At 51.6% G+C, this 21007-nt stretch carries 16 protein-coding genes and 2 pseudogenes; 14 read left to right on the top strand and 4 right to left on the bottom strand.

Annotated elements, in window-relative coordinates; translation table 11 throughout:
- Nucleotides 1-28: 28 nt before the first annotated feature.
- The 11 genes and pseudogenes from TSA66_RS20715 to TSA66_RS20775 all read left to right on the top strand — a co-directional run bounded on the left by TSA66_RS20715 (nt 29) and on the right by TSA66_RS20775 (nt 14495).
- Complete coding sequence (locus TSA66_RS20715; RefSeq protein ID WP_198358637.1) at nt 29-1228, top strand: hypothetical protein; 1200 nt, start codon at nt 29-31, stop codon at nt 1226-1228.
- Nucleotides 1225-1686, top strand: coding sequence for a serine O-acetyltransferase (locus TSA66_RS28070; RefSeq protein WP_040038461.1), 462 nt, complete (start codon nt 1225-1227; stop codon nt 1684-1686). Before TSA66_RS20715 ends, TSA66_RS28070 begins: the two co-directional genes overlap by 4 nt.
- A 67-nt stretch (nt 1687-1753) precedes the next feature.
- On the top strand, nt 1754-3388 hold the full coding sequence (locus tag TSA66_RS20725; RefSeq protein ID WP_084199100.1) for an O-antigen ligase family protein: 1635 nt from the start codon (nt 1754-1756) through the stop codon (nt 3386-3388).
- Nucleotides 3389-3397: 9 nt separating this feature from the next.
- Nucleotides 3398-3955, top strand: coding sequence for a hypothetical protein (locus TSA66_RS20730; RefSeq protein WP_040038463.1), 558 nt, complete (start codon nt 3398-3400; stop codon nt 3953-3955).
- A gap of 25 nt (nt 3956-3980) precedes the next feature.
- Nucleotides 3981-5864, top strand: a complete 1884-nt coding sequence (asnB, locus tag TSA66_RS20735; RefSeq protein ID WP_084199102.1) for an asparagine synthase (glutamine-hydrolyzing) — start codon at nt 3981-3983, stop codon at nt 5862-5864.
- An 11-nt stretch (nt 5865-5875) separates the two neighbouring features.
- Nucleotides 5876-7519, top strand: a complete 1644-nt coding sequence (locus TSA66_RS20740) for a heparinase II/III family protein (RefSeq protein ID WP_040038464.1) — start codon at nt 5876-5878, stop codon at nt 7517-7519.
- Between the two features lie 20 nt (nt 7520-7539).
- Complete coding sequence (locus TSA66_RS20745; protein ID WP_052451956.1) at nt 7540-8757, top strand: glycosyltransferase family 4 protein; 1218 nt, start codon at nt 7540-7542, stop codon at nt 8755-8757.
- Between the two features lie 1111 nt (nt 8758-9868).
- A complete protein-coding gene (locus TSA66_RS20755; protein ID WP_040038466.1) occupies nt 9869-10825 on the top strand; it encodes a UDP-glucose 4-epimerase family protein in 957 nt (318 codons plus the stop codon).
- A complete protein-coding gene (locus TSA66_RS20760; protein WP_040038467.1) occupies nt 10825-11385 on the top strand; it encodes a sugar transferase in 561 nt (186 codons plus the stop codon). Before TSA66_RS20755 ends, TSA66_RS20760 begins: the two co-directional genes overlap by 1 nt.
- A gap of 16 nt (nt 11386-11401) precedes the next feature.
- Complete coding sequence (locus tag TSA66_RS20765) at nt 11402-13342, top strand: polysaccharide biosynthesis protein (RefSeq protein WP_040038468.1); 1941 nt, start codon at nt 11402-11404, stop codon at nt 13340-13342.
- Nucleotides 13343-13416: 74 nt separating this feature from the next.
- Nucleotides 13417-14495 (top strand): annotated as a pseudogene (locus tag TSA66_RS20775) (IS3 family transposase).
- A 25-nt stretch (nt 14496-14520) separates the two neighbouring features.
- On the opposite strand, the pseudogene TSA66_RS26380 reads toward TSA66_RS20775, so the two are convergent.
- Nucleotides 14521-14871 (bottom strand): annotated as a pseudogene (locus TSA66_RS26380) (transposase); the annotation flags it as partial.
- Nucleotides 14872-14966: 95 nt separating this feature from the next.
- Here TSA66_RS26380 and TSA66_RS26385 point away from each other — a divergent pair.
- From TSA66_RS26385 to TSA66_RS20790, 3 genes are all read left to right on the top strand, one after another.
- Nucleotides 14967-15338, top strand: a complete 372-nt coding sequence (locus TSA66_RS26385; protein WP_084199104.1) for a helix-turn-helix domain-containing protein — start codon at nt 14967-14969, stop codon at nt 15336-15338.
- Nucleotides 15339-15420: 82 nt separating this feature from the next.
- Nucleotides 15421-15663, top strand: a complete 243-nt coding sequence (locus TSA66_RS20780) for a transposase (protein WP_269748340.1) — start codon at nt 15421-15423, stop codon at nt 15661-15663.
- Between the two features lie 39 nt (nt 15664-15702).
- Nucleotides 15703-16790, top strand: a protein-coding gene (locus TSA66_RS20790) for an IS3 family transposase (protein WP_094298970.1) whose coding sequence is annotated in 2 segments (ribosomal slippage) — nt 15703-15952 and nt 15952-16790 — 1089 coding nt in all. Because the reading frame shifts where the segments join, the coding sequence is not laid out codon by codon here.
- 196 nt (nt 16791-16986) lie between these two features.
- On the opposite strand, the gene TSA66_RS20795 is transcribed toward TSA66_RS20790, so the two are convergent.
- The 3 genes from TSA66_RS20795 to TSA66_RS20805 all read right to left on the bottom strand — a co-directional run bounded on the left by TSA66_RS20795 (nt 16987) and on the right by TSA66_RS20805 (nt 20798).
- Nucleotides 16987-18222 carry an acyltransferase family protein gene (locus TSA66_RS20795; RefSeq protein ID WP_157691522.1) on the bottom strand — a complete coding sequence of 412 codons (1236 nt, stop codon included), beginning with the start codon at nt 18220-18222 and terminating at the stop codon, nt 16987-16989.
- Between the two features lie 148 nt (nt 18223-18370).
- Entirely contained in the window at nt 18371-19588 is a 1218-nt protein-coding gene (locus tag TSA66_RS20800; protein WP_084199109.1) for an acyltransferase family protein, read from the bottom strand.
- The gene (locus TSA66_RS20805) at nt 19563-20798 is read right to left on the bottom strand and encodes an O-antigen ligase family protein (RefSeq protein WP_040038473.1); all 1236 of its coding nucleotides are present in this window, start codon (nt 20796-20798) and stop codon (nt 19563-19565) included. Before TSA66_RS20805 ends, TSA66_RS20800 begins: the two co-directional genes overlap by 26 nt.
- Between the last annotated feature and the right edge of the window lie 209 nt (nt 20799-21007).

Genomic DNA, 21007 nt, shown 5'->3' on the forward strand with positions numbered 1-21007 from the left:
AATCCTGACCCTACTTTGCGCTCTAGTCGTGAACTTCGCGGTGCCGGCGCTGTTCGGCCTCACGGAGTACGGGCTATTCCTGCAGGCAAACATTCTGGTATTCGTGTTTCAGAAGCTGACAGACATCGCCAACGAGCCGCTGCTTAGCAGACTCGATGCACCTGCGATCTTTCCGGTGTCGCTATGCGTCGGCGGGGGTGTGCTTGTTGTCTTTGCGACCGTGAACCTATTATATCCGCTAGGAAGTGTACTACTGCTCGCCGCTATGTTGCTTAGTTCGTGCGTGCTGCTGTCGATGTACGCGATGCGACAAGCCAAACGTATTTTGGTATATCTGTGCGCCTTCTTGTCCATGTTTGGTGTGTCGATCGTGCTAAACCTGACCAAGGTCTACGAAATGGATATCCAGCATATCCTGATTCTTACGAACCTTGTCCCTGCCTTGGTTGCAGCTGTCTTTTTGATTCCGTCATCCCGTGTATGGCCGGGCGCCGGAAGCCTAGCTGGAGTGGTGGGCAGCCTGTGGAAGTCAGTACCCTCGATGCTGTCGCTGACGTTGGTGTACAACCTTTTCACCAATATCTTCCCGTTCCTGCTGTCAAAGACATTACCAGCCGATAGCCTCGGTTTGTTCCGCGTAATGGCGTCACTTGTGCAATCTGCTACGAGTTTCTTTCCACTGAATATCAAGACGATTTTTGTTGCACTGTTACGTAGTGACGATCGAGAGCGGCATTACGCGACAATCATGTCATTCTCATTGTGCTACTTTGCGACGGCCGGGCTGGCAACCTATGCATTAGTAACCATCTTGCCGAAGTTCCAGCCATATACAGCGCTAGTTTGTAGCCTGCCAGTGCTCTACTGGGCAGTATTGTCGGAGCGTTATTTGCTGGCAATGAACAAGGTACGCTACGTACGTGCCATTAATATACTAGTAGGTATATCTTTCTTGATCGCGATGTTCTTCGTCAAGAATGTCCATCAGGCCATCTTGTGCTATGGGCTAGGTTTTTCGGTGTATGCTGCGCTGCTACTCTATGAAGTTTCCAACCGAATCCATTCCTTGGTCGCTATTTGGGTATGCGGCGTGGCGCCAGTGACTGCGTTCAGCCTCTGGCATACAGCATTGCCCGCCCTGATCTATCTTGTCGGCTGCCTAACACTGGCACTTGGCATCATCCGATTCAACCTGAATGACTTGCGCGCTCTCAAGGAGGCAATATGAACGCGATCCATCTCTATCGGATTGCTAACTGGTTTTATCATAAGCGCATTCCGGTCATCCCAGCAGCGATGAAGAACATTATGTTTCTTTTGTTTAATTCCTATATTCCGCCGAGTGCAACCATTGGAAAGGGTACCGTCTTTGCATATGGAGCAATCGGAGTCGTATTACATGCCGACTCAAAGCTGGGTTCGGGCTGTGTGATTGGACAAGGCGTGACAATCGGCGCAAGCGAAGCATTCTTTTCCGGCGAGCCCAACAAATGTCCAATCATTGGGAATAACGTTTATATCGGTGCAGGCGCTCGCATTCTCGGTAACATTACCATCGGCGACGGGTGCCAAATTGGTGCCGGAGCAGTTGTCATACGCGATGTGCCGCCACATTCGATAGTGGTAGGCGTTCCCGGCCGTGTAGTTGGTAAGACTCCTACGGATTACCTGGCTATCCGTTCCTGAGCGTCGTTTTACAAAAAATTCGAGGCTTCCAGACTTGCAAGAGCGAGACATAAGTAAAGAGCAAGACATGTATACAACAATTAGACAAGCATTATTGCCGCCATTTCGCTCCCCAGCGTTGGTATTGAGTGCCTCGGTCATCGCAGCGGCCCTCTTACAGCAAACCAGTTCCGTTGCCCACATTACGGCGCTGGTACTGGTTTTGGCACTGATTGCCGCCACCATGGCTGAACCGTGGCTCGGCATCCTTGCGCTGTTTCCGCTGGTCATTCCAATTGCGGCACCTTCAGAAGCACCGGGCATCAAGGAAGCTGCTTTTGCAATCCTGACAACGACCGTCCTTGGTAGGTCATTAATGGGAGCAATTGCAAGAGACGGGATTACCCCTTTGGCCAAGGAATTTGGTTTTCCCCTACTAATCGGGCTGGCACTGCTTGCAGTCAATCTGTTTGCCGCCGTAAACGTTGGCACTAACCTACACGATTGGGTACGGGGCGTAGTGCCTTACACGTTCTTGGTGATGACAATACCCATTACGTTAGAGTTGCGCGACGATATAAGGCGCGTGCATTGGATTGGAATTGCCATAGGTGTGGCAATCACGCTGCATTGTGTGCACGTGCTGGGCTACTACCTCTTAAACCGGATGTGGGAGTACCAGTGGTACGTAAATATCGACGGAGTGCTGACCCGCGTTACAGAGGAAGCGGCCAAGGCCGATCCCGAACACGTATTAGGTCCATTTATTGATCGTATTACGATGAAGCTTCCGAGCTCCACCGATGCGTTCATTCCACTGGGGGTGAGTCTCGGTTTCATCATCGCGGTCATCGCACCGGGGAGACGCGAACGTTGGTTTGGCATGGTGCTTGTCACGTTGGCGTTGCCGACCATTCTTGTGACTTACACCCGTAGTATGCTGCTGAGTCCCTTGCTAGTGATCTGTGGATTCTGCATTTATCTTGCGTTTTTCCGCCGAGCGCAATTGAAGTTTGCCGCATTGCTACTGGCCGGATTCTCGCTTTATGCGGTCGCCGTGATTTTCTTTTTCGGACTTGAGCTTGTTTGGCTCAAGCGTGTGTTGATGCTCTTGGATGCAGCTAAACAATCAATTGCATCTTTTGGAGCGTATTTCAATATAGGCGGGGGCGCAAGTAGTGGTACTGATAAGCAATTGAGTGGACAGTTGATGGCCTTGTCTTCATCGCCTGGTGCTATTGATGACAATGTCACGACGCGCATTGAGGAGTACCGGATTGCTTGGTCAATGTTTCTTGAACATCCAATTTTCGGAAATGGCCTAGGTACGCGCCACGAAATATCATTCGTCAGAAGCGCTGGCGACATCATTCGCCAATCAGTTGGGTATATTCACAACTGGCCACTCTATATGCTTATGGCTGGCGGGGTTCTCGGCTTCGTATTTTACGCGGTGCTACTGCTAGGGCCGGTTTTCCTTCGGGCAGGCACTGATTGTAAGGCAACGTTTGAGAAAGTGCTGCTACACAGTATGCCGGCGACTCTGGCAATTTACGGCCTATTCTTCGCTGTAGCTCGACTAATTACCTTCAATCTGCTAATCGCAGCAACATGGGGAATCTTGCTGGCCCTAGGTGTGTCGATCCCTGCGCTCGCCAATAGAGGAAAAGGGCGGTCAACACACCCCTTTGAACGTGGCGCTTCTAGCGTACGATCAGATTAAACACCTAACATGTCAGATTTAGATCTGGTGTTTGACGGTGTCATGTACTGCCTGGTGTGCGGCAGCGATAAGCACAACTATTACGACAGTACGTCAGACAACTTGTGTCTCGAACTGAATCGATATCTGCTACCGCACCAGCCGCGTACTCCGGCGATTTGCAATATGCGTCGTCTTTTCAAGGGCTGCCTCCCTGGCATTTCTTTCGCCGCAATTCAATACGCTAAGTCCCCGAAGCTATACCGCCCCTGGCACGACTATACATACAACGTCATCTTCAACGATTCGGGGATAGTTGCACGGAGAACCGGCGAGATTCAATGTTATCGCTTGTGGCCGCTTCATCGTTTCGCCTCGCCCCCCTATTTGAACAACGCTCAGCAGGTTCATCACGGCGGACGGAATTATGTTGTGGCGGTCGGCAAAGTGCACACCGACGGCTTTATCGTAACAATTGCCGGCGCAGCAGCCGCATTGGCACGGCGTCTGGCGCTGTTAATCCTGTGGAAGCCGTTGATGATTATGGCGCCCCAGGGTCTGAATATACGATTAGTACGAATGTCCTGACAATCTCATAAGCAAGGGGTAGAGTGTGTGCGGAATTAACGGTTTGATTTCCACTGGCGACTTGAATGGCCTAGAGGAATCGCTCCAGATCATGAGGCATCGTGGCCCGAATGCCACCGGCATCTGGCGTGGCAAGTCCGGGGGCTTCAATGTCGGATTGGGGCATTTGCGTCTAAGCATCATCGACCTGAGCGCGGCGGCAAACCAGCCGTTCCTCGCTGGAGACGGACAGACCATCCTGGTCTACAACGGTGAAATCTACAACTATCGTGCGCTACGCGAGGAATTGCGCAAGCATGGTTGTCATTTTTCGACAGAATCCGACACGGAAGTACTTCTGCAAGCCTATCTGATCTGGGGTATCGATTGCGTACGCCGTTTCGACGGGATGTTCGCATTTGCGGTGTTCGACGGCAGGCGCAACGAGCTGAGCATTGCACGCGATCCGCTCGGCATCAAGCCGCTCTATGTCTGGACCAATGATTCGAAGCGCGTCGCCTTCGCATCTGAAATTCGTGGAATTCGGGCACTGGCCGGCATTCCAATGGAGCCGGACGAGTCGACCTATGCCGAGTTTCTGCTCAACGGCTGGCTCTATGAACCAAAGACCGGTTTCAAAAATGTGGAAAAGTTGATGCCCGGTGAATATCGGACTTTCGACCTTAACACCGGTACAGTGCGTAAGGAAATGTACTATTGTCCACTGCAGCGCGCGGCACCGTCGCGTGACTTTGTCGAGCTGTTGAACGAGTCTGTGGAGTTGCAGCGCGTGGCAGACGTCAAGGTCGGACTCTTCTTCAGCGGTGGTCTGGACTCGTCCGTGCTGGCTGCGGCATCGGGGCCACTCGAGGGCCTGTTCGTGGAATATGCGGGCGACGCAGCCGACGCTAGCGACGCGGCATTTGCCCACGAGATTGCGAAGATGCTCAAACTGCCCGTTAAGACAGTGTGTCACGATCCCATTAGCGATGGTCCTGACGCAATCTTGGCGGATTTTCGCAATGTTGCGGCGAACACCGAGGAACTGATTGCAGACTACACATACAGCGCTTCGAGCCTGCTGTCGGCCGACGCACGCGCAAGTGGCTATACGGTGATGCTAAGTGGAATGGGTGGCGACGAACTATTTGCTGGCTATCCGCGCTACAAGTTGGCGCGCTATCGCCAGCTTTTCTATGGTTTGTCACCGCTGTTCAAGGTAGGAGCGTTTGCGCTGCGTCGCCACCCTTCCTTAGAAAAGAAGATCGAGCGGTTGCTGCGTTTTTCTGAGGAAGGCCGCTTTATTCGCGCCTACACAAGCCTGATCGGCTATTTGTCGGAGGTAGAAGTTTCGACGCTGATGGGCAAGTTCGATGCATGCGAGCCGTTCTGGCATTGGTGCGAAACGATGGGCAAGCGTATCGGACATCTGTCGCACATGAAGCAGGCGATGTACTTAGACCGCTATGGTTTCCTTGCGCACAACCTTATGGTGACTGATAAGTCGAGCATGCAACAAAGCATCGAAATGCGCGTACCGATTATGTCGAACGAACTGGCAGAACTCGGCTTTGCAATGAATGATGCCGAGCTGCTCAGCTACTCGGAAGGGAAGAAGCCGCTGCGCCGATTCCTCGAACACAGTCTGCCTGCACGGTTAATTAATCGCCCAAAGATTGGATTCAACCCACCGCTTGACGGCAAGATCCGCGCTCTAGGCAAGGATCTCATCTCGGATATTTTCCGTAATGGCCCACTCTCCGAAGTACTCGACGCCAATGTAGCATGCCGCATTGTCGATGCACACTTCAATAATGCAGGTAACCAGACGTACAAAATTTGGCAAATGCTCTATTTTAATTTCTGGCTGGAATTTCAAAATAACATGCGCACAGGTCAGTTTACAAAATGCAATTCAGTGATTGCCTGACCAATAAATAGATGACTTCACTTTCCTTGCTTTTTCATACTGTGCGTCATTTAAGAGTTAAGCAGATAGTCTACCGACTCTTAATGCGCATTCGCGAGATTCGCATCACACCGACACCGGCCCCTGCACTGGCCATCTGGAGTGCATCCTGGAATGCACCTACATACAAACTTCAATCGCTATTTCCACCAGTGGAGTTTTCGCTATTGAACGAAACTCATGCGATCACAACATCGGCCGACTGGGATCGGCCGGAGTGGTCACAACTCTGGCGCTACAACCTCCATTATTTTGACGACTTGGACAGTATTGATGCGCAGACCCGACATACCCTACAGCAGCAATGGATACAGCGCTGGATCGCCGAAAATCCGGCACCGCGTGGTACTGGCTGGGATGCTTATCCACTTTCGCTGCGGATCGTGAACTGGATCAAGTGGGGAGCATCTGGTGGCTCCTTGGACCAGTGCGCGCTTGACAGTCTAGCCTTACAGACACGCGTACTTGCCCAGAAACTCGAATATCACCTGCTTGCCAATCACCTATTCGTAAATGCCAAGGCACTGATATTCAGTGGGGCCCGTTTTGCGGGTCCCGAAGCAGATGCTTGGATGCGCAAGGGTCTAGCGATACTGGACGACGAATTGCACGAGCAGTTTCTTGCCGACGGGGCGCATTTCGAACTGAGCCCAATGTATCATTGTGCGCTGCTTTGGGATCTGCTCGATATGCTATATCTCGCACGCATTTCCGGCAATATACATTTGCAGGCGAAGGAGAAGGAATGGCGTGTCGTCGCTTCGCGTGCCCTATCATGGATGAATGCCATGTGCTTAGGCGACGATCAGATCAGCTTTTTTAATGATGCTGCATTTGATATTGCACCTGAGCCACGCGTTGTGCGTGAGTATGCTTCATTGCTCGAGGTCCAAGCCACTCCCCAAAAAGTATCAAATCCGGTTGACATGACCATGCAACGACTTGCTGATTCGGGCTACGTCCGCATAGACTGGCCCGACGCGACGGCCATTCTCGATGTGGCACGTGTCGGCGCGAACTATCAGCCGGGGCATGCACATGCCGATACACTGAGCTTCGAACTGTCTCTAGGTTCACAGCGTGTGTTTGTCAATACGGGTACGTCGCAGTATGGCACTAATTCTGAACGCCAGCGCCAACGAGGCACTGCGGCCCATACTACCGTAATTATCGATGATTTCGATTCGTCCGAAGTCTGGGCAGGCTTCCGTGTGGCGCGACGTGCTTATCCAATTGGATATGCGGAAGATTGCGCAAACGACCATGTGCGGGTTACATGTGCGCACAACGGCTTCATGCGTCTACGGGGTTCACCAATTCACAGGCGTACATGGGATGCCCGCGCAAAAACTATAACTGTCACCGATCAGATATCAGGCAAGTTTCGCCGGGCCCAGGCCCGCTATCATCTACACCCGGATCTCCGTGCCGCCATTGACAGTGATGTGGCAATCCTCGTGCTGCCTGACGAGCGATCAATTACGGTACAAGCTGAAGGTGGCACCATGGCCCTCGAAGCCTCTACTTGGCACCCGAAATTCGGAGTTTCCTGTCCCACACTGTGCCTGACAGTAACGTTCTCCGGCCCGCAGGTCACAGTTACAGCCCATTGGTAATAGGTATCGTGTCGACCCACATGAAAATCCTGATTCTAAGCTTCTACTATCCTCCCGATTTGTCCGCAGGTTCGTTCCGTACGGCCTCTCTTATCGAAAGGCTTTCGCCCAAGTTGCCTAAAGACGCTACTGTCGACATTATTACAACGCAACCTAACCGCTATCACGCTCTAACTGACGCAGCACCAAAGGAAGAATGCAACGGCAACGTACGCATACGCCGTATCATGCTGCCATCCCACAAGAGCGGGATGCGCGATCAGGCCAAGGCGTTCTCGGTTTTCTTCTACCGAGTACTTGAGATGACGGCAGCACAGAGATACGACCTTGTGTACGGCACGTCGTCACGCCTGTTTACGGCCGTGCTCGCGGCCGTTGTTGCACGTCGTGTCAGTGCACGACTGTATTTGGATATCCGTGACATTTTCGTCGACACCATGAAGGATGTTTTGCCAGCTCATCTAGCACGTCCGAGTCTGCCGTTCCTCAGTGCGATCGAGCGGTTTGCGATAAACAGGGCCGACCGTATCAATCTCGTGTCTGCGGGTTTTCTCCCTTGGTATCAGCAACGCTATCCGAATAAAGTGTTCGACGTGCATCCCAACGGCATCGATGATGCCTTCCTGCTACCGATGCCAACTGCGCCTACGCAGCACCGGGAACGCCCATTGGTACTCTATGCGGGTAATATTGGCGAAGGTCAGGGTCTCCACCTTGTGCTTCCCAAACTCGCCCAGCGTTGTGCGGATCGGTTCGACTTTCTCGTAATTGGCGCAGGCGGCCGACGTGCTGCCCTGGAAGCCGAGTTAGCCAAGGCCAAAGTCAGTAATGTTCTATTGCGCGACCCAGTACAACGTAACGATTTGATTCCCCTGTACCAGTCAGCTGATGTGCTCTTCTTGCATCTGAATGCATACGACGCGTTCCTAAAGGTGCTCCCGTCTAAATTGTTCGAATATGCAGCCATTGGCAAGCCGATTTTGGCAGGCGTTGCGGGTTACGCTGCAGAATTTATCCGAACTGAGATTCCTCATGCCGGCGTGTTTGCCCCATGTGATGCTAATGCGGGCGAAAATGCACTACGAGGTTTGAGCCTCGAGACCAAGCAATGCAGTGTTTTCATTAAGAAATATTGCCGCGCCAATACAATGGATCGGCTTGCAGATATCCTAATGTCAATGGCAAGGGAGAGTAGCCGAGGATGCAACTTATTGAAATCGGGAAAAACTCACGACTAAGTACCGGAAAGCATTGTCAGGCAAGGAATTGATACGAAAACGTAATCGCCAGCAGCCATTTAAATTTGTTTTGCCTACGGGAGTGCCGTCGTGCGATTTATCAGGAAGCTTTAGTGACTTGAAAAACACGCATAGCAAATTCTATCGCTAGGGGATCGTGTCGTTTGGTGCTACCGGAACTACTCATCGGCGAGCCCGATATTTTAAGTGATTGCTGATGGATGTAAACCATTTCAAATAGCATATGAATCCAGCAGAAGCACGTGCGTCATAGGAGTGCGCGTAAAAAGACGCACAGCACCACATTACGTCTGGCCGTAGATGTGTATCGCACGCTGCTCCGAATCATCATTATGAAAGCAGCACGGGCGGCTTGATCTGAAGTTGAAAGGACCCTTGCCGAATTTCCAGCGCACCACCTAATCGCTGACAGGAGAGACGACAGCGAGGTGATCGTTTAGCAGATACCATAATTAAGGTATGAGAGCGGTGATATCGTCGCTGAAAAACATATAGGCGCAACGATAATGCGACAAACACCTGTCCGTCAGAACTAACTCCCCGAAAATGCCTTTCTTAGCATCAACCAATGGAATGGCATTGACACTCTTTACACGAAGAACCTCCTTGCCGTCCTCGCCGACGCGTAGCCCGGGCGCCAAACCATATATAGCTCAGAATTTCATGACAGCACTATCCACCCACAGCAAAAAATAAAAACTACAGACAAAAGAGTTTTAAGAAAACATGCCGATCAAGACAACTACGTTGTCCTGCTGTAATCTCACTTGTAGAATGCGCAAATTATAATGATCAGCGAAAGATGGCAATGAACTGGTACTTCATTCACCCAGAGCTAAGACGGGAAAAGCGTGCACGGCAAAATTTCGAACAGCAAGCCTATGTGTGCATTTTTCCCATCCTCCCGGCGAAAAAGCTCTGCCGAATCAACCTAGCGCTTGTTGACAATCTGACGGACCGTAGTCAACCTGTTCGTCTAGTCTCGGATAATAAATTTCCACCTACATCCAAACAGGTCCTTAGCGTAGTCCTGCGTTACGTTGACCGCGCCAAGCGCACTGCTGATCTGATCCTATCGTATCCATAGATTATGCGGACCATTCTCGTTACTGGCGCCACCGGCTTTGTTGGAAAAGCACTGTGCGCACGCCTCGCCTCGGCGAACCTCCCCTTGGTCCAAGCTGTGCGCCGCGCCAGATCTGGCATTGCCGGCGAGATCGCTGTGGGCGACCTCGATGCCGGCACCGATTGGCGCGTTGCGCTCGCCGGCTGCGAAGCGGTGGTGCACTTAGCAGCACGTGTGCATGTGATGCGCGATATGGCGGCGGATCCGTTAGCGGAGTTCCGGCGAATCAATGTAGAAGCCACGCTTTCACTTGCACGCCAAGCCGCCGACGCGGGCGTGCGGCGCTTCGTTATGGTGAGTTCGGCAAAAGTGAACGGCGAATCAACGGACCTCGGACATCCCTTCACCGCGCACGACATCCCCGCACCCCAAGATGCATACGCCATCTCCAAATACGAGGCCGAGCAGGGTCTACGCGCACTTGCAGGAAAAACCGGCATGGAAGTGGTGATAGTGCGTCCACCACTTGTTTATGGTCCCGACGTAAAGGCAAACTTCGCGACAATGCTGCGCTGGCTAGCACGGGGTATTCCATTACCGCTCGGATCAGTCACCCATAACCGACGTAGTCTTGTAAGTATCGATAATTTGGTGGATCTACTAATGACCTGTCTCTACCATCCTTCGGCTGCAGGCCAGACCTTTTTGGCCAGCGATGACGAAGACCTTTCTACCGCCGAACTTCTACGCCGCCTCAGTGCGGCATTGGGCAGGCCGTCCCGACTCGTGCCGATCCCGGAATCGTGGCTCTTACTCGGCGCGCACCTAGCAGGCAAGCCAGGAATTTACCAGCGTCTTTGCGGGTCCTTGCAGCTGGACATTACACACACACGCGAACGCTTGGGTTGGAAGCCACCGTTTAGCGTGGATGAAAGCTTGTGGCGTGCTACGCACGAAGTTAAAACACGGGGAATGGATTGATGAAACGAGCGTTTGACCTTTTGCTGGGAGTAGTTGCACTGGCCGTGTTACTGTTGCCCATTACTCTGATTGCGCTGGCGGTTCGTCTCACCTCCGCTGGCCCAGTGTTCTATTGGTCTGATCGCGTAGGCCGGTACAATCGTATTTTCAGTATGCCGAAATTTCGCAGCATGCGAGTAGATACTCCTGTGGTGGCCACGCATCTGCTGTCCGACCCCAATACCTATCTGACTGCTATCGGCCCTTTTCTACGCAAGACCAGTCTCGATGAGTTACCCCAACTTTGGAGCATTCTGAAAGGCGACATGAGTTTTGTCGGCCCTCGCCCCGCGCTATATAACCAATACGACCTGATTGCCTTTCGCACTCAACAGGAAGTACATCAGTTGATACCGGGATTGACCGGCTGGGCTCAAATTAATGGGCGAGATGAGCTACCAATTACAGAGAAGGTCAAGCTGGATGTGGAATACCTTCGAAGGCAATCGTTCTCGTTCGACTTATGGATCCTCTGGTTGACCTTAGTGAAGGTGCTGCGCCGGGAGGGAGTGTCCCATTGATAAAATGAATATACCAATGACTTTGAATAAAATTGCATTACCCGTACTGGCAATGCCACGTACCGCCAAGCGCCTGGTAGTTCTTTTGATCGACTCCAGCCTTTGCGTACTGACGGTATGGCTGGCGTTCTATCTACGCCTAGGTGAATTTGTCACACTATCCGGTTCTGCGCTTGGGGCAGCGATTGTATCAGTATCAATTGCGTTGCCGCTCTTTGTCGTTTCAGGGCTGTACCGCGCAATTTTCCGCTATTCAGGTTGGCCTGCTCTTATGACGGTATGTAAAGCAACGTTTGCATATGGCCTAGCCTACGCAGCTGTTTTTACTGCGATTGGTATTCAAGGGGTACCACGAACCGTCGGCCTGATTCAACCCATGTTGCTTCTACTCACGGTTGGCACTTCCCGAATCTTTGCGCGATTCTGGCTCGGCGGCCTGTACCAAGGCCAGCTTAAACTAGCGGCCCTGCCTAAAGTGCTCATCTATGGTGCCGGTAAATCAGGCCGTCAATTGGCAGCTGCCATGGCTAACAGCCACGCCATGAGGGTTGTCGGCTTTTTGGACGACGACGAACGATTGCATGGGCACATTCTGAACGGGCTGACCATTTACAGTCCATCCGACTTGCCCAGCTTAGTCGCATCACTACATGTTAGTGATGTACTCTTGGCGTTGCCTTCGGCAAGTCGGAAGCGCCGCAACGAAATCCTAGCGGAAATGCTACAGGCGCATGTATCAGTTCGCACTCTACCCAGCCTGACAGAGCTAGCTCAGGGCAAAATCAGCACATCAGATTTGCGTGAACTCGACATTGACGACCTGTTGGGACGCGATCCGGTTGCACCTAATCACATCCTGCTTGGCAAGAATATTATTGATAAAGTGGTGTTGGTGACCGGAGCAGGTGGCTCGATTGGTAGCGAACTGTGTCGTCAAATTTTAAAAATTGGACCAAATACTCTCTTACTGATTGAGCAAAGTGAATTCGCGCTTTACGAGATCCATCAAGAGTTGCAGTCAAAACTTGACGGCTCTGCCGTCAAACTAGTACCACTTCTAGCCTCGGTACGCGATGAAGATCGCATGCAGGAAATCATGTCAACTTGGCGGCCTGATACGGTGTACCACGCTGCTGCCTACAAGCATGTACCGCTCGTAGAGCACAACCCAACAGAAGGAATCAAGAACAATGTGCTAGGCACGCTGACGGCTGCAAAAGCGGCGGCTGAACGAGGTGTTACAGACTTTGTCTTGATCAGTACCGACAAAGCGGTCCGTCCGACCAATATCATGGGAGCTAGCAAACGGTTGGCAGAGATGGTATTACAAGCGCTTGCGGCCACTTCGCAAAGCACAAAGTTCACTATGGTACGCTTTGGAAATGTGCTCGGCTCGTCTGGTTCTGTAGTACCCAAGTTTCGCCAGCAGATTCGTGACGGCGGCCCCATTACCCTGACGCACCCGGAAATCACTCGCTACTTCATGACTATTCCGGAAGCTGCTCAACTGGTGATCCAGGCCGGAGCAATGGCCAAGGGAGGTGACGTATTCGTACTGGACATGGGACAATCGGTCAAAATTATGGACTTAGCGCGACGCATGATCGAGCTCTCGGGCCTGACGGTAAAAGATGAATCTAACCCGGATGGTGATATTGAAATCGAGGTCACAGGCCTGCGCCCCGGCGAGAAACTTTACGAGGAACTGCTCATCGGTAACAACCCCAAATCAACCTCACATCCGCGGATCATGAAGGCTCATGAAGATTTTCTTCCTTGGCATGTGCTTGAGGAGAAGCTCAATGCACTTAAGCTTGCGCTTAATGTGAATGATGTCGGCGTGGCGCGCTTAATGCTTGAGCAACTGGTTACTGGCTATACTCCAAGCGGAAAAATCGTCGACTGGGTACATTTAGAGCACGAAGCGGATGCTGATGCGCGTGAAGAGACGGGGTGACGGTTGTGACCTGCTAAGAGTCATATAGCCACCCACAAAGTGAGTTTTCATGTTAATTTTGACATGGGACATACATGCAGAAGCGATTCACAGAAGAACAAATCATAGGTGCCCTGCAGGAGGCCGAGGTCGATGGCGCGGTGATCCGGGAGGTCCGCCGCAAGCGCAACATCACTGAGCAAACGTTTTTCCGCTGGCGCAACAAGTAATCAGCCATGACGGTTTTCGATACCCGCAGGCTCAAGGATCTGGAGTCGGAGAACAACGCGGCTGAAGGAGATCGTGACCGAACAGATGTTGGCCATTGAAGGCTTGAAGGAGATTGCCGAAAAAAAATGACGCCCCCGGTGACCACGAAGCCCTTGAGATCCTGAAGGCAAAGGGGTTCTCTGAAGGTGGAGCGTGTCGAAGTGCTGGGGTAAGCCGCCGGGTTGCGAGTTATGAGTTGCGTTAGCCGGCAAAGGATAAGGAGCTGGGTGCGCAGCTCATTGATGCATGTGGTCGCTATCCACGCTTTGGTTATCGGCGCATTGGCGTGATGATGGACCAAAGTATCGGACGGGTGTGGCGTCTGTTGCGAAGTCTGGGGTTGAATCTGCCCAAGCGTCGGCCTCGAAAGCGGCGCTGCGACAATGACATTCGGAGTCCGGGTGCGACGCAGCCCAACAGCGTCTCGTCGTATGACTTCGTGCATGACCGACTGGCCAACGACGGCACGTTGAAGATGCTGTGCGTGCTGGATGAGCATACACGCGAATGTCTGGCCATCGAGGTTGGCAAGTCGTTGCGCAATCAGGATGTGATCCTGACGCTGTCGCGGTTGATGCGGTTATATGGCAAGCCTGATTTTATCCGATTCGACAACGGCACGGAATTTACCGCCACAGCAGTGATGAAGTGGCTGCGAGATCAGAACGTCGGCCCGGCCTATATCAAACCCGGCAGCCCTTGGCAGAACGGGTTTGTGGAAAGCTTTAACGGCAAGCTGCGCGATGAATGTCTGAACCGGGAATGATTCGTAACACGCCGTAAAGCGAAAATCGCAATTGAGAAGTGGCGAGAGTTTTATAACAACGAGCGACCGCATTCTGCGCTCGGCAATCGGACACCGGCCTCGGTAGGCCGGCAACGATGGCAAAATCGGTGGGCTTGAACCAGAAGACTAACCTGCAGACTGGCTACAAATTCCAATAGCAGGTCACGACTTCTTTCAGCACTTCGTCGGTGATGGTGAAAATCAGATCTGGCGACTTGTCCAGCCCGTACAGCTGTTGCGGGTGGCACTGGATCTCGCGCACGCTCATTCCGCGTGCATACATGCTGATAACGCTGTTGTCGAAGCCCGGCAGGTGGCGCTAGTATTTACCAACGAGTTATGGCTCGAATGTTGCCTGCCGGTCGCACGGAATGTCCAGGCTCAGTTCGCCGTTGGGCGTGATAACGGTCTTGGAACTGAAGCCATTCCGATGGTTCCCGGCTCGGCCCTAGCTGGCCTCGTTACCGAGGTGGTGAGTCAGGCCGGCAGCTACAGCGGATTGCCTGAATATTTAGGGCAGTGTGATGGCAGGAACAAATGAAAGGATAAGGAATCGCAAGCTCATCGAGCTGCAGATGAGGTGCAATCATGCCTGCTCCCTATTCGATAGATTTGCGTTGGAGAATTGTTCGGGCTTGTGAACGCGGGACGCAGTCGCAACGCGAGGTGGCGGAGCTGGTTCAAGTCAGCCTGGCGACGGTGGAAAATATTCTGCGACTTTACCGGCGGACTGGTGATGTCTTGCCTCAGAGGCGTAAGCGACTGGGACCCGTGGTCTGGATTGATGACAAAGCGCGTGAGCAGCTGCGGCGATCGCTGGAAAATCAGCCGGACATGACGCTGGCGGAATTGCGGGAGCAATTGGCGTGCAAAAATGACCTTCGAGTAAGTACGTCGAGGATTTGCCGCGTGTTGCAGCAAATGGGATTGCGCCGAAAAAAAGGCGATCCATGCTTGTGAACGGGACACTGCGCGCGTATGTCAGGAGCGCCATCGGTATTGCCGGAAAATAGCTCGCTGCCCGGTAAAAAAGCTCAAGTTCATTGACGAAACCGGAGTGAACCTGAGAATGACTCGCCGCTTCGGCAGGGCGCTCTCTGGTAAGCGGGTGCAGGATGCAACGCCCAAAAATTATGGTCGCAACGTTACCATCATCGGCTCACTGTCCTGCTACGGGCTGAATGCAGTCATGACAGTGGAAGGCGCCACGGATGCGGCGGTATTTCGTGCCTATGTTTCCACGGTGCTGGCGCCGGTAATCCCCCCGAAAAAGAAGCGGATTTGAAAGTAGAATTTTCTCAACATTGAATCGAGGAAGTTTTACATGAAGAAGCCACGGTTTTCGGAAAGCCAGATCATCGCCATTCTCAAGCAAGCCGACGGCGGCACTCCAGTCCCGGAACTGTGCCGGGAACACGGCATGAGCTCTGCACTGTTTTACCGCTGGCGCAGTAAGTTCGGTGGCATGGACGCCTCCATGATGGCGCGGCTGAAGGAACTCGAAGAAGAGAACCGTCGCCTGAAGAAGATGTATGCAGAAGAGCGCCTGAAGGCCGAGATCGTCGCTGAGGCGCTGCAAAAAAAGTGGTAGCGCCATCTCGACGACGCGAGATGGCGCAATGGGCAGTGCAAGACAAGGCTGTCAGTATTCGAGTGGCATGCCGAGCGTTCGGCATCAGCCAGACCTGCTATCGGTATCAAGCGAAGCTGTCTTCAGAGAACAGCGAGATTGCAGACTGGCTGATTCGTCTGACGACGAACCAGCGCAACTGGGGCTTCGGCCTGTGCTTCCTGTACCTGCGCAACGTCAAAGGCTATGTCTGGAATCACAAGCGTGTCTACCGGATTTACCGGGCGCTGGAACTGAACCTGCGCATCAAGCCGAAGAAGCGTCTGGTGCGCGAGAAGCCGGAGCCGCTGTCCGAGCCGACGGCACTCAACCAGGTGTGGTCGATGGACTTCATGCATGACCAACTGTCGGACAGCCGCAGCATTCGGTTGTTCAATGTGATCGATGACTTCAACCGCGAGGGCTTGGACATTGAAGTGGATTTCTCCCTTCCGTCCGAGCGCGTGATCCGTTCGCTGGAGCGCATCATCGAATGGCGCGGCAGGCCTGATCGGATACGTTGTGACAATGGCCCGGAATACGTCAGCGCAGCACTGATGGCATGGGCAAATCGGCGCAGCATTCACGTCGAGTTCATTCAGCCCCGCAAGCCGCAGCAGAATATTTACATCGAGCGCTACAACCGGACGGTGCGTTACGACTGGCTGGCGCACTATCTGTTCGACACCTTCGAGGAAGTACAGGAATTCGCGACCCGTTGGTTATGGACCTATAATCACGAGCGCCCCAACATGCCCATCGGCGGCATCACGCCGAAACAGAAATTGGCCTTGTCCGCTTAGTTTCTACTCTCAGGCCGCTTCAAAAACGGAGGGATTACCCTGCAACTATAGGTGCCCATTTGGAAATGCCACAGGCAGTACTGGCTACATAATTAAGTCCGCCTATTACGAGAAATTAGCCGCCGGTATTCACATAAACACCACGATGGGCAATGATCCGCCACCCGCGCCCTCGCCCTCGCAGCGTCAATACTAATCAACGGTCTCCTTCAAGTGGCGATGCCAAGGCTCTACCGGCAGCCTTCGGAGTCATCAGCTGTCGCCCTGCCCACCCCGTCAATCGCCTACCGAGTTTAATACCTGGAAGTTCCACCCACTGATAACAGACGGCGGCAAGCCCGGTTGATATCACGATTCCGGCCGCAGCCAACATCACATTGACCAGCAATGCATGGGCCATCAGAGCCTCGGACGGCAGCAGATGCATGGTCATAACCGAGATGATATACAGCACCGGGAAATCGATCAGATAGAAGCTATACGAGATCCGCCCATAAAATCGGATAATCGGCGCATCCAACAAACGGAATACAGTGTTGTCTTTTCCGTGCAAAACTGCCGCCAAGAGCATAAACGCTCCGCCCGCTTCCATAACCATCATGACACCCGGTCGAGGGGCTATTCCTTTGGCGACCAGCATAATGATCACTGCCGTAAGAAAAACCGCCAGTGCATATACCTTGGAGGAACGAACCACGAATGCGAGCTTCGCCCCCCAAGCCGGCAACATCAACCCGAGATAAAACATGAACAGAAAATTCAGGAAAGAGATCGGTCCTGGCTTCAATACGGCCGGTATGGCAAGCAAGATCGCAAGGACAGGTAGGTGCCAGCGCATCGACACACACCGGTTCATCATATAAAGCAGGGGGAATAGCAGAGAAACGCCCATCTCGACCTGAAGCGACCAAGTGACGGGGTTGAGCCAACCATCCGCACTTGACCCGGCGGTGGTCAAGGTGAGATTCTTCACCAACAAACCAAGTGTGACAGGAAGATTATAAAAGCGGTTAAACCAGTCGGTAGCCAGCGGCTCGTGCTGCGCACGATAAACCGTCAACATGAGACCGATAGATAGCGCCGTTGCCCACAATGCGGGACCAATCCTGAATAGCCGCTGGATGATAAAGCTCACACTATTGCGTAGGGAATTTCCTTGCCACTTATCAATGGAGAGCCCCAGCACTAGGCCGCTCATCACAAAGAACAAAGAGACTGCCGCGCTACCGTTAGAAAGCACCATCAACAATCGGGCAATTGATTCACTCAAGGTATCCCCCTGCGGCAAATCCCTGTCCCAAATTGCCTCCTCCAACCCTGGGATAGAGATCACGCCAAGTGCGTGATAGATCGCGACCATGAGAGCAGCGATGCCACGAAGTGCGTCAATTCGATCGATATGCGCACGAGATGTGGGTTGCACTTGTTTCACGATTTTTATTCTTTCTAATTTACAGAGGCACCAAAAATGACACAACCTTGACCGGGGCATATCCCCTCCCCCAGCCCACACACAAACGTCGCCGAACAAGACAACTCGCCGCTTTTCATAACGATTACGATTAATGGCATTGCTAACTTCACGAGCATAGATCAGCTTGTCCTCGCACTGCCGAGCTGCACCTGCGTCTGTCTACAATTTGCTTTCCAGCACGAATGCCAGGAAGTTCAATAAATATATGTGCTGCACTGGCCACGAGCACAACAACAATTGCAATCCCACCTACCACTAGCGCATATGGAATCAGGCCAAGATTAGCCAAAACGCCTTGAGCTCGAAGGTATGTCAGCACCCAATACAAGAAGAGGCCATGAATGAGGTAAACGCCATAACTTATCTCGCCAAGCCACAGCATCCCTTTACACCGAAGAATGCCCCACATCGACGCGCCGCTAACGACTGCAGAAAATGCCACGGCAGCCAAAAAGGCCGGGGCGGTTGCACTTCCATCCTTAAACAGCAACAGACAGACAGCACATAGCGCTGCCAAACACCGATACTGCCAAGATCGAGTCACTTTGAAGAAATTCGGGTGTTTATAAAGAATTGCGATAAGCATTCCCAATACAAAATGTGTAAAGTAGAGACGACCAATTGCGATCGTCACTATTAACAAGACCACAGATAACAAAGCTGCAACTCGCACCGATTTGCAAGGTTTGAAGATCAGATATATGACAGGCAAGAAAACATAGAAGATCCACTCAAATTTGAGGCTCCAATTTACACCGGCGACAAGGATCCATGTTTTGTCCAATCCATTAATATCGGGACGAGCAAAGAATACAAAAGCCAGCCAATGAGCAATTTCCCCTATGACCTCGAATAAGGGTTCACGAAGCTCCCAGTTGGTAAGGGAAAATACGGAGAGAGCGACGAAAGCAACGAATATGACATAGAGGGGGGTCAGCCTCGTTATCCGTGTCAAAAATAAGGCATACCAGTTAACTGGCTTTCCCAAAACGACGCGAGAAGTAAATAGAAATGCCGTAATCATGAAAAATACGGCAACTGTTGTTGCGCCTAAGTGATTCAATAAAGCTGATTCACTCGACGTCCAAATTCCGAATGAGAAATAACCATATGCTGCGACAGAATGATGAATAAACACACCAAGAGCGAGCATCCCACGCAAACCGTCAATACTCCCGTATCGAGTCTCTGTTTTCGATACCGTTGTAGCCACCGTCACATTTATTCGAACTAAAATTGCGCTAAGTAGAAACGCCACCCCATAGATAACAAAAGCATAACCGAGTCCAAAAAAAAGACTATTTTCGAGAATATTTATAGGCATCTGAAATAAAGGATACGCGGATTCGAGGTGCGAGAGTGATAAGTGCAATAAAAGGAGCTAACATCGCCGAATAGATAACATGGCCGGCGATCACACTTATTCCCAAAAACAATGCCATCATGAATGCACTAAATCTCCCCTCATCATTACCATTCATCCAAAATTGTCGAACGCTCATCGCCAGCCAACCAATCCAAACCAAATATACCAATACGCCGAAAAATCCCGATATGTAAATCAGATCCAACAAGTCGTTCTCAAACGTCTCCAGTGCACCATCGCCTAATTGCCCTGCCCCGAAAAGTAGTTGAAAGAACGAACTCCTATCTAGCCACTTGGCGAAATCGCCAACCCTATCGATACGGCCGCTTGTCAGGAACTCAGCACTCCCAGAAGCTACCTCGAAGAAGAACTGCCAACGTTCTATCGCAACATCAAAGAGCGGCATCCAATACTCCGACGAAGCAATCAACGCAATAATTGCAAGAAAAACGATCTGCAGCTTACTAACGACCGATTGGTAGTAGTAAAGCGCGAATGCGACTACAAGTACAAATCCGATAAGTGATGTCTTACTGAGGGATAAGATAGCCACAAAGAAAAAAATAGCAATTAACAACAACAAGGTTAAAGTATTTTTCCGAAAAAAATCCTGCCACATGAAGAGGATGAGCGCGAATATCGCCACCATCGTCGCCGAAACTTCATTTCCAGCATAGAAAAATCCTTTGCTGCCGATAAGTTGCCCATCAATTGATTCGCCATATTGCCCAAAGCCAATGCCTAAGAAGCCTAAGAAAACGTTTGCGACTAGCACTGCTGCATTGACGGCCAAGATCCGATTAACTTGGGAAAAGGAGAGTGCGCAGCGCTTTACCTGAACGTCTAACACGGAGCACATTAGAATGGCCATCAGCATCTTCATATGGAACTGCATGTCCCCAAGTATTTGAGTGCCTTCAAAATTCCCGAATATAGCGTGCAGCGCTGACCATACAACCGCTATCAGCAAAAAAATTATGGGTGTGATTCGACTAATTCGGGCATTCTTCAGCACAATCAAAAAAAACAACCCGAGCGTGCCGAGCCGAAAAATCGAACTCACGGTTTGATTTCCCAAAAAATTGATGCCACTATTTTGAAAGTATCCGCTAATAGCATCTATAAGAAGCCATGTTATTTCAACAAAATACGCCAATTTCAAAAGCATTATTCAGCGCCCTTGCAAGTTCGCTTTTGCAATAAACAATGCTGATATCGACCTATCGGTTCGTCCACCGTAGGTTTTAATATGTATGCAAAGACTACATCTGCTATCATTAAGACGTAGTCAACTGAACGCACGTATTCGGACGCCATTGGCCCAACTCGAAAATAAAAGTAAGGAACTGCGTTTTTAAGATTACCTGCTTTAATAAC

It is taken from the genome of Noviherbaspirillum autotrophicum (assembly GCF_000818395.1).
GTDB classification, from domain to species: domain Bacteria; phylum Pseudomonadota; class Gammaproteobacteria; order Burkholderiales; family Burkholderiaceae_D; genus Noviherbaspirillum; species Noviherbaspirillum autotrophicum.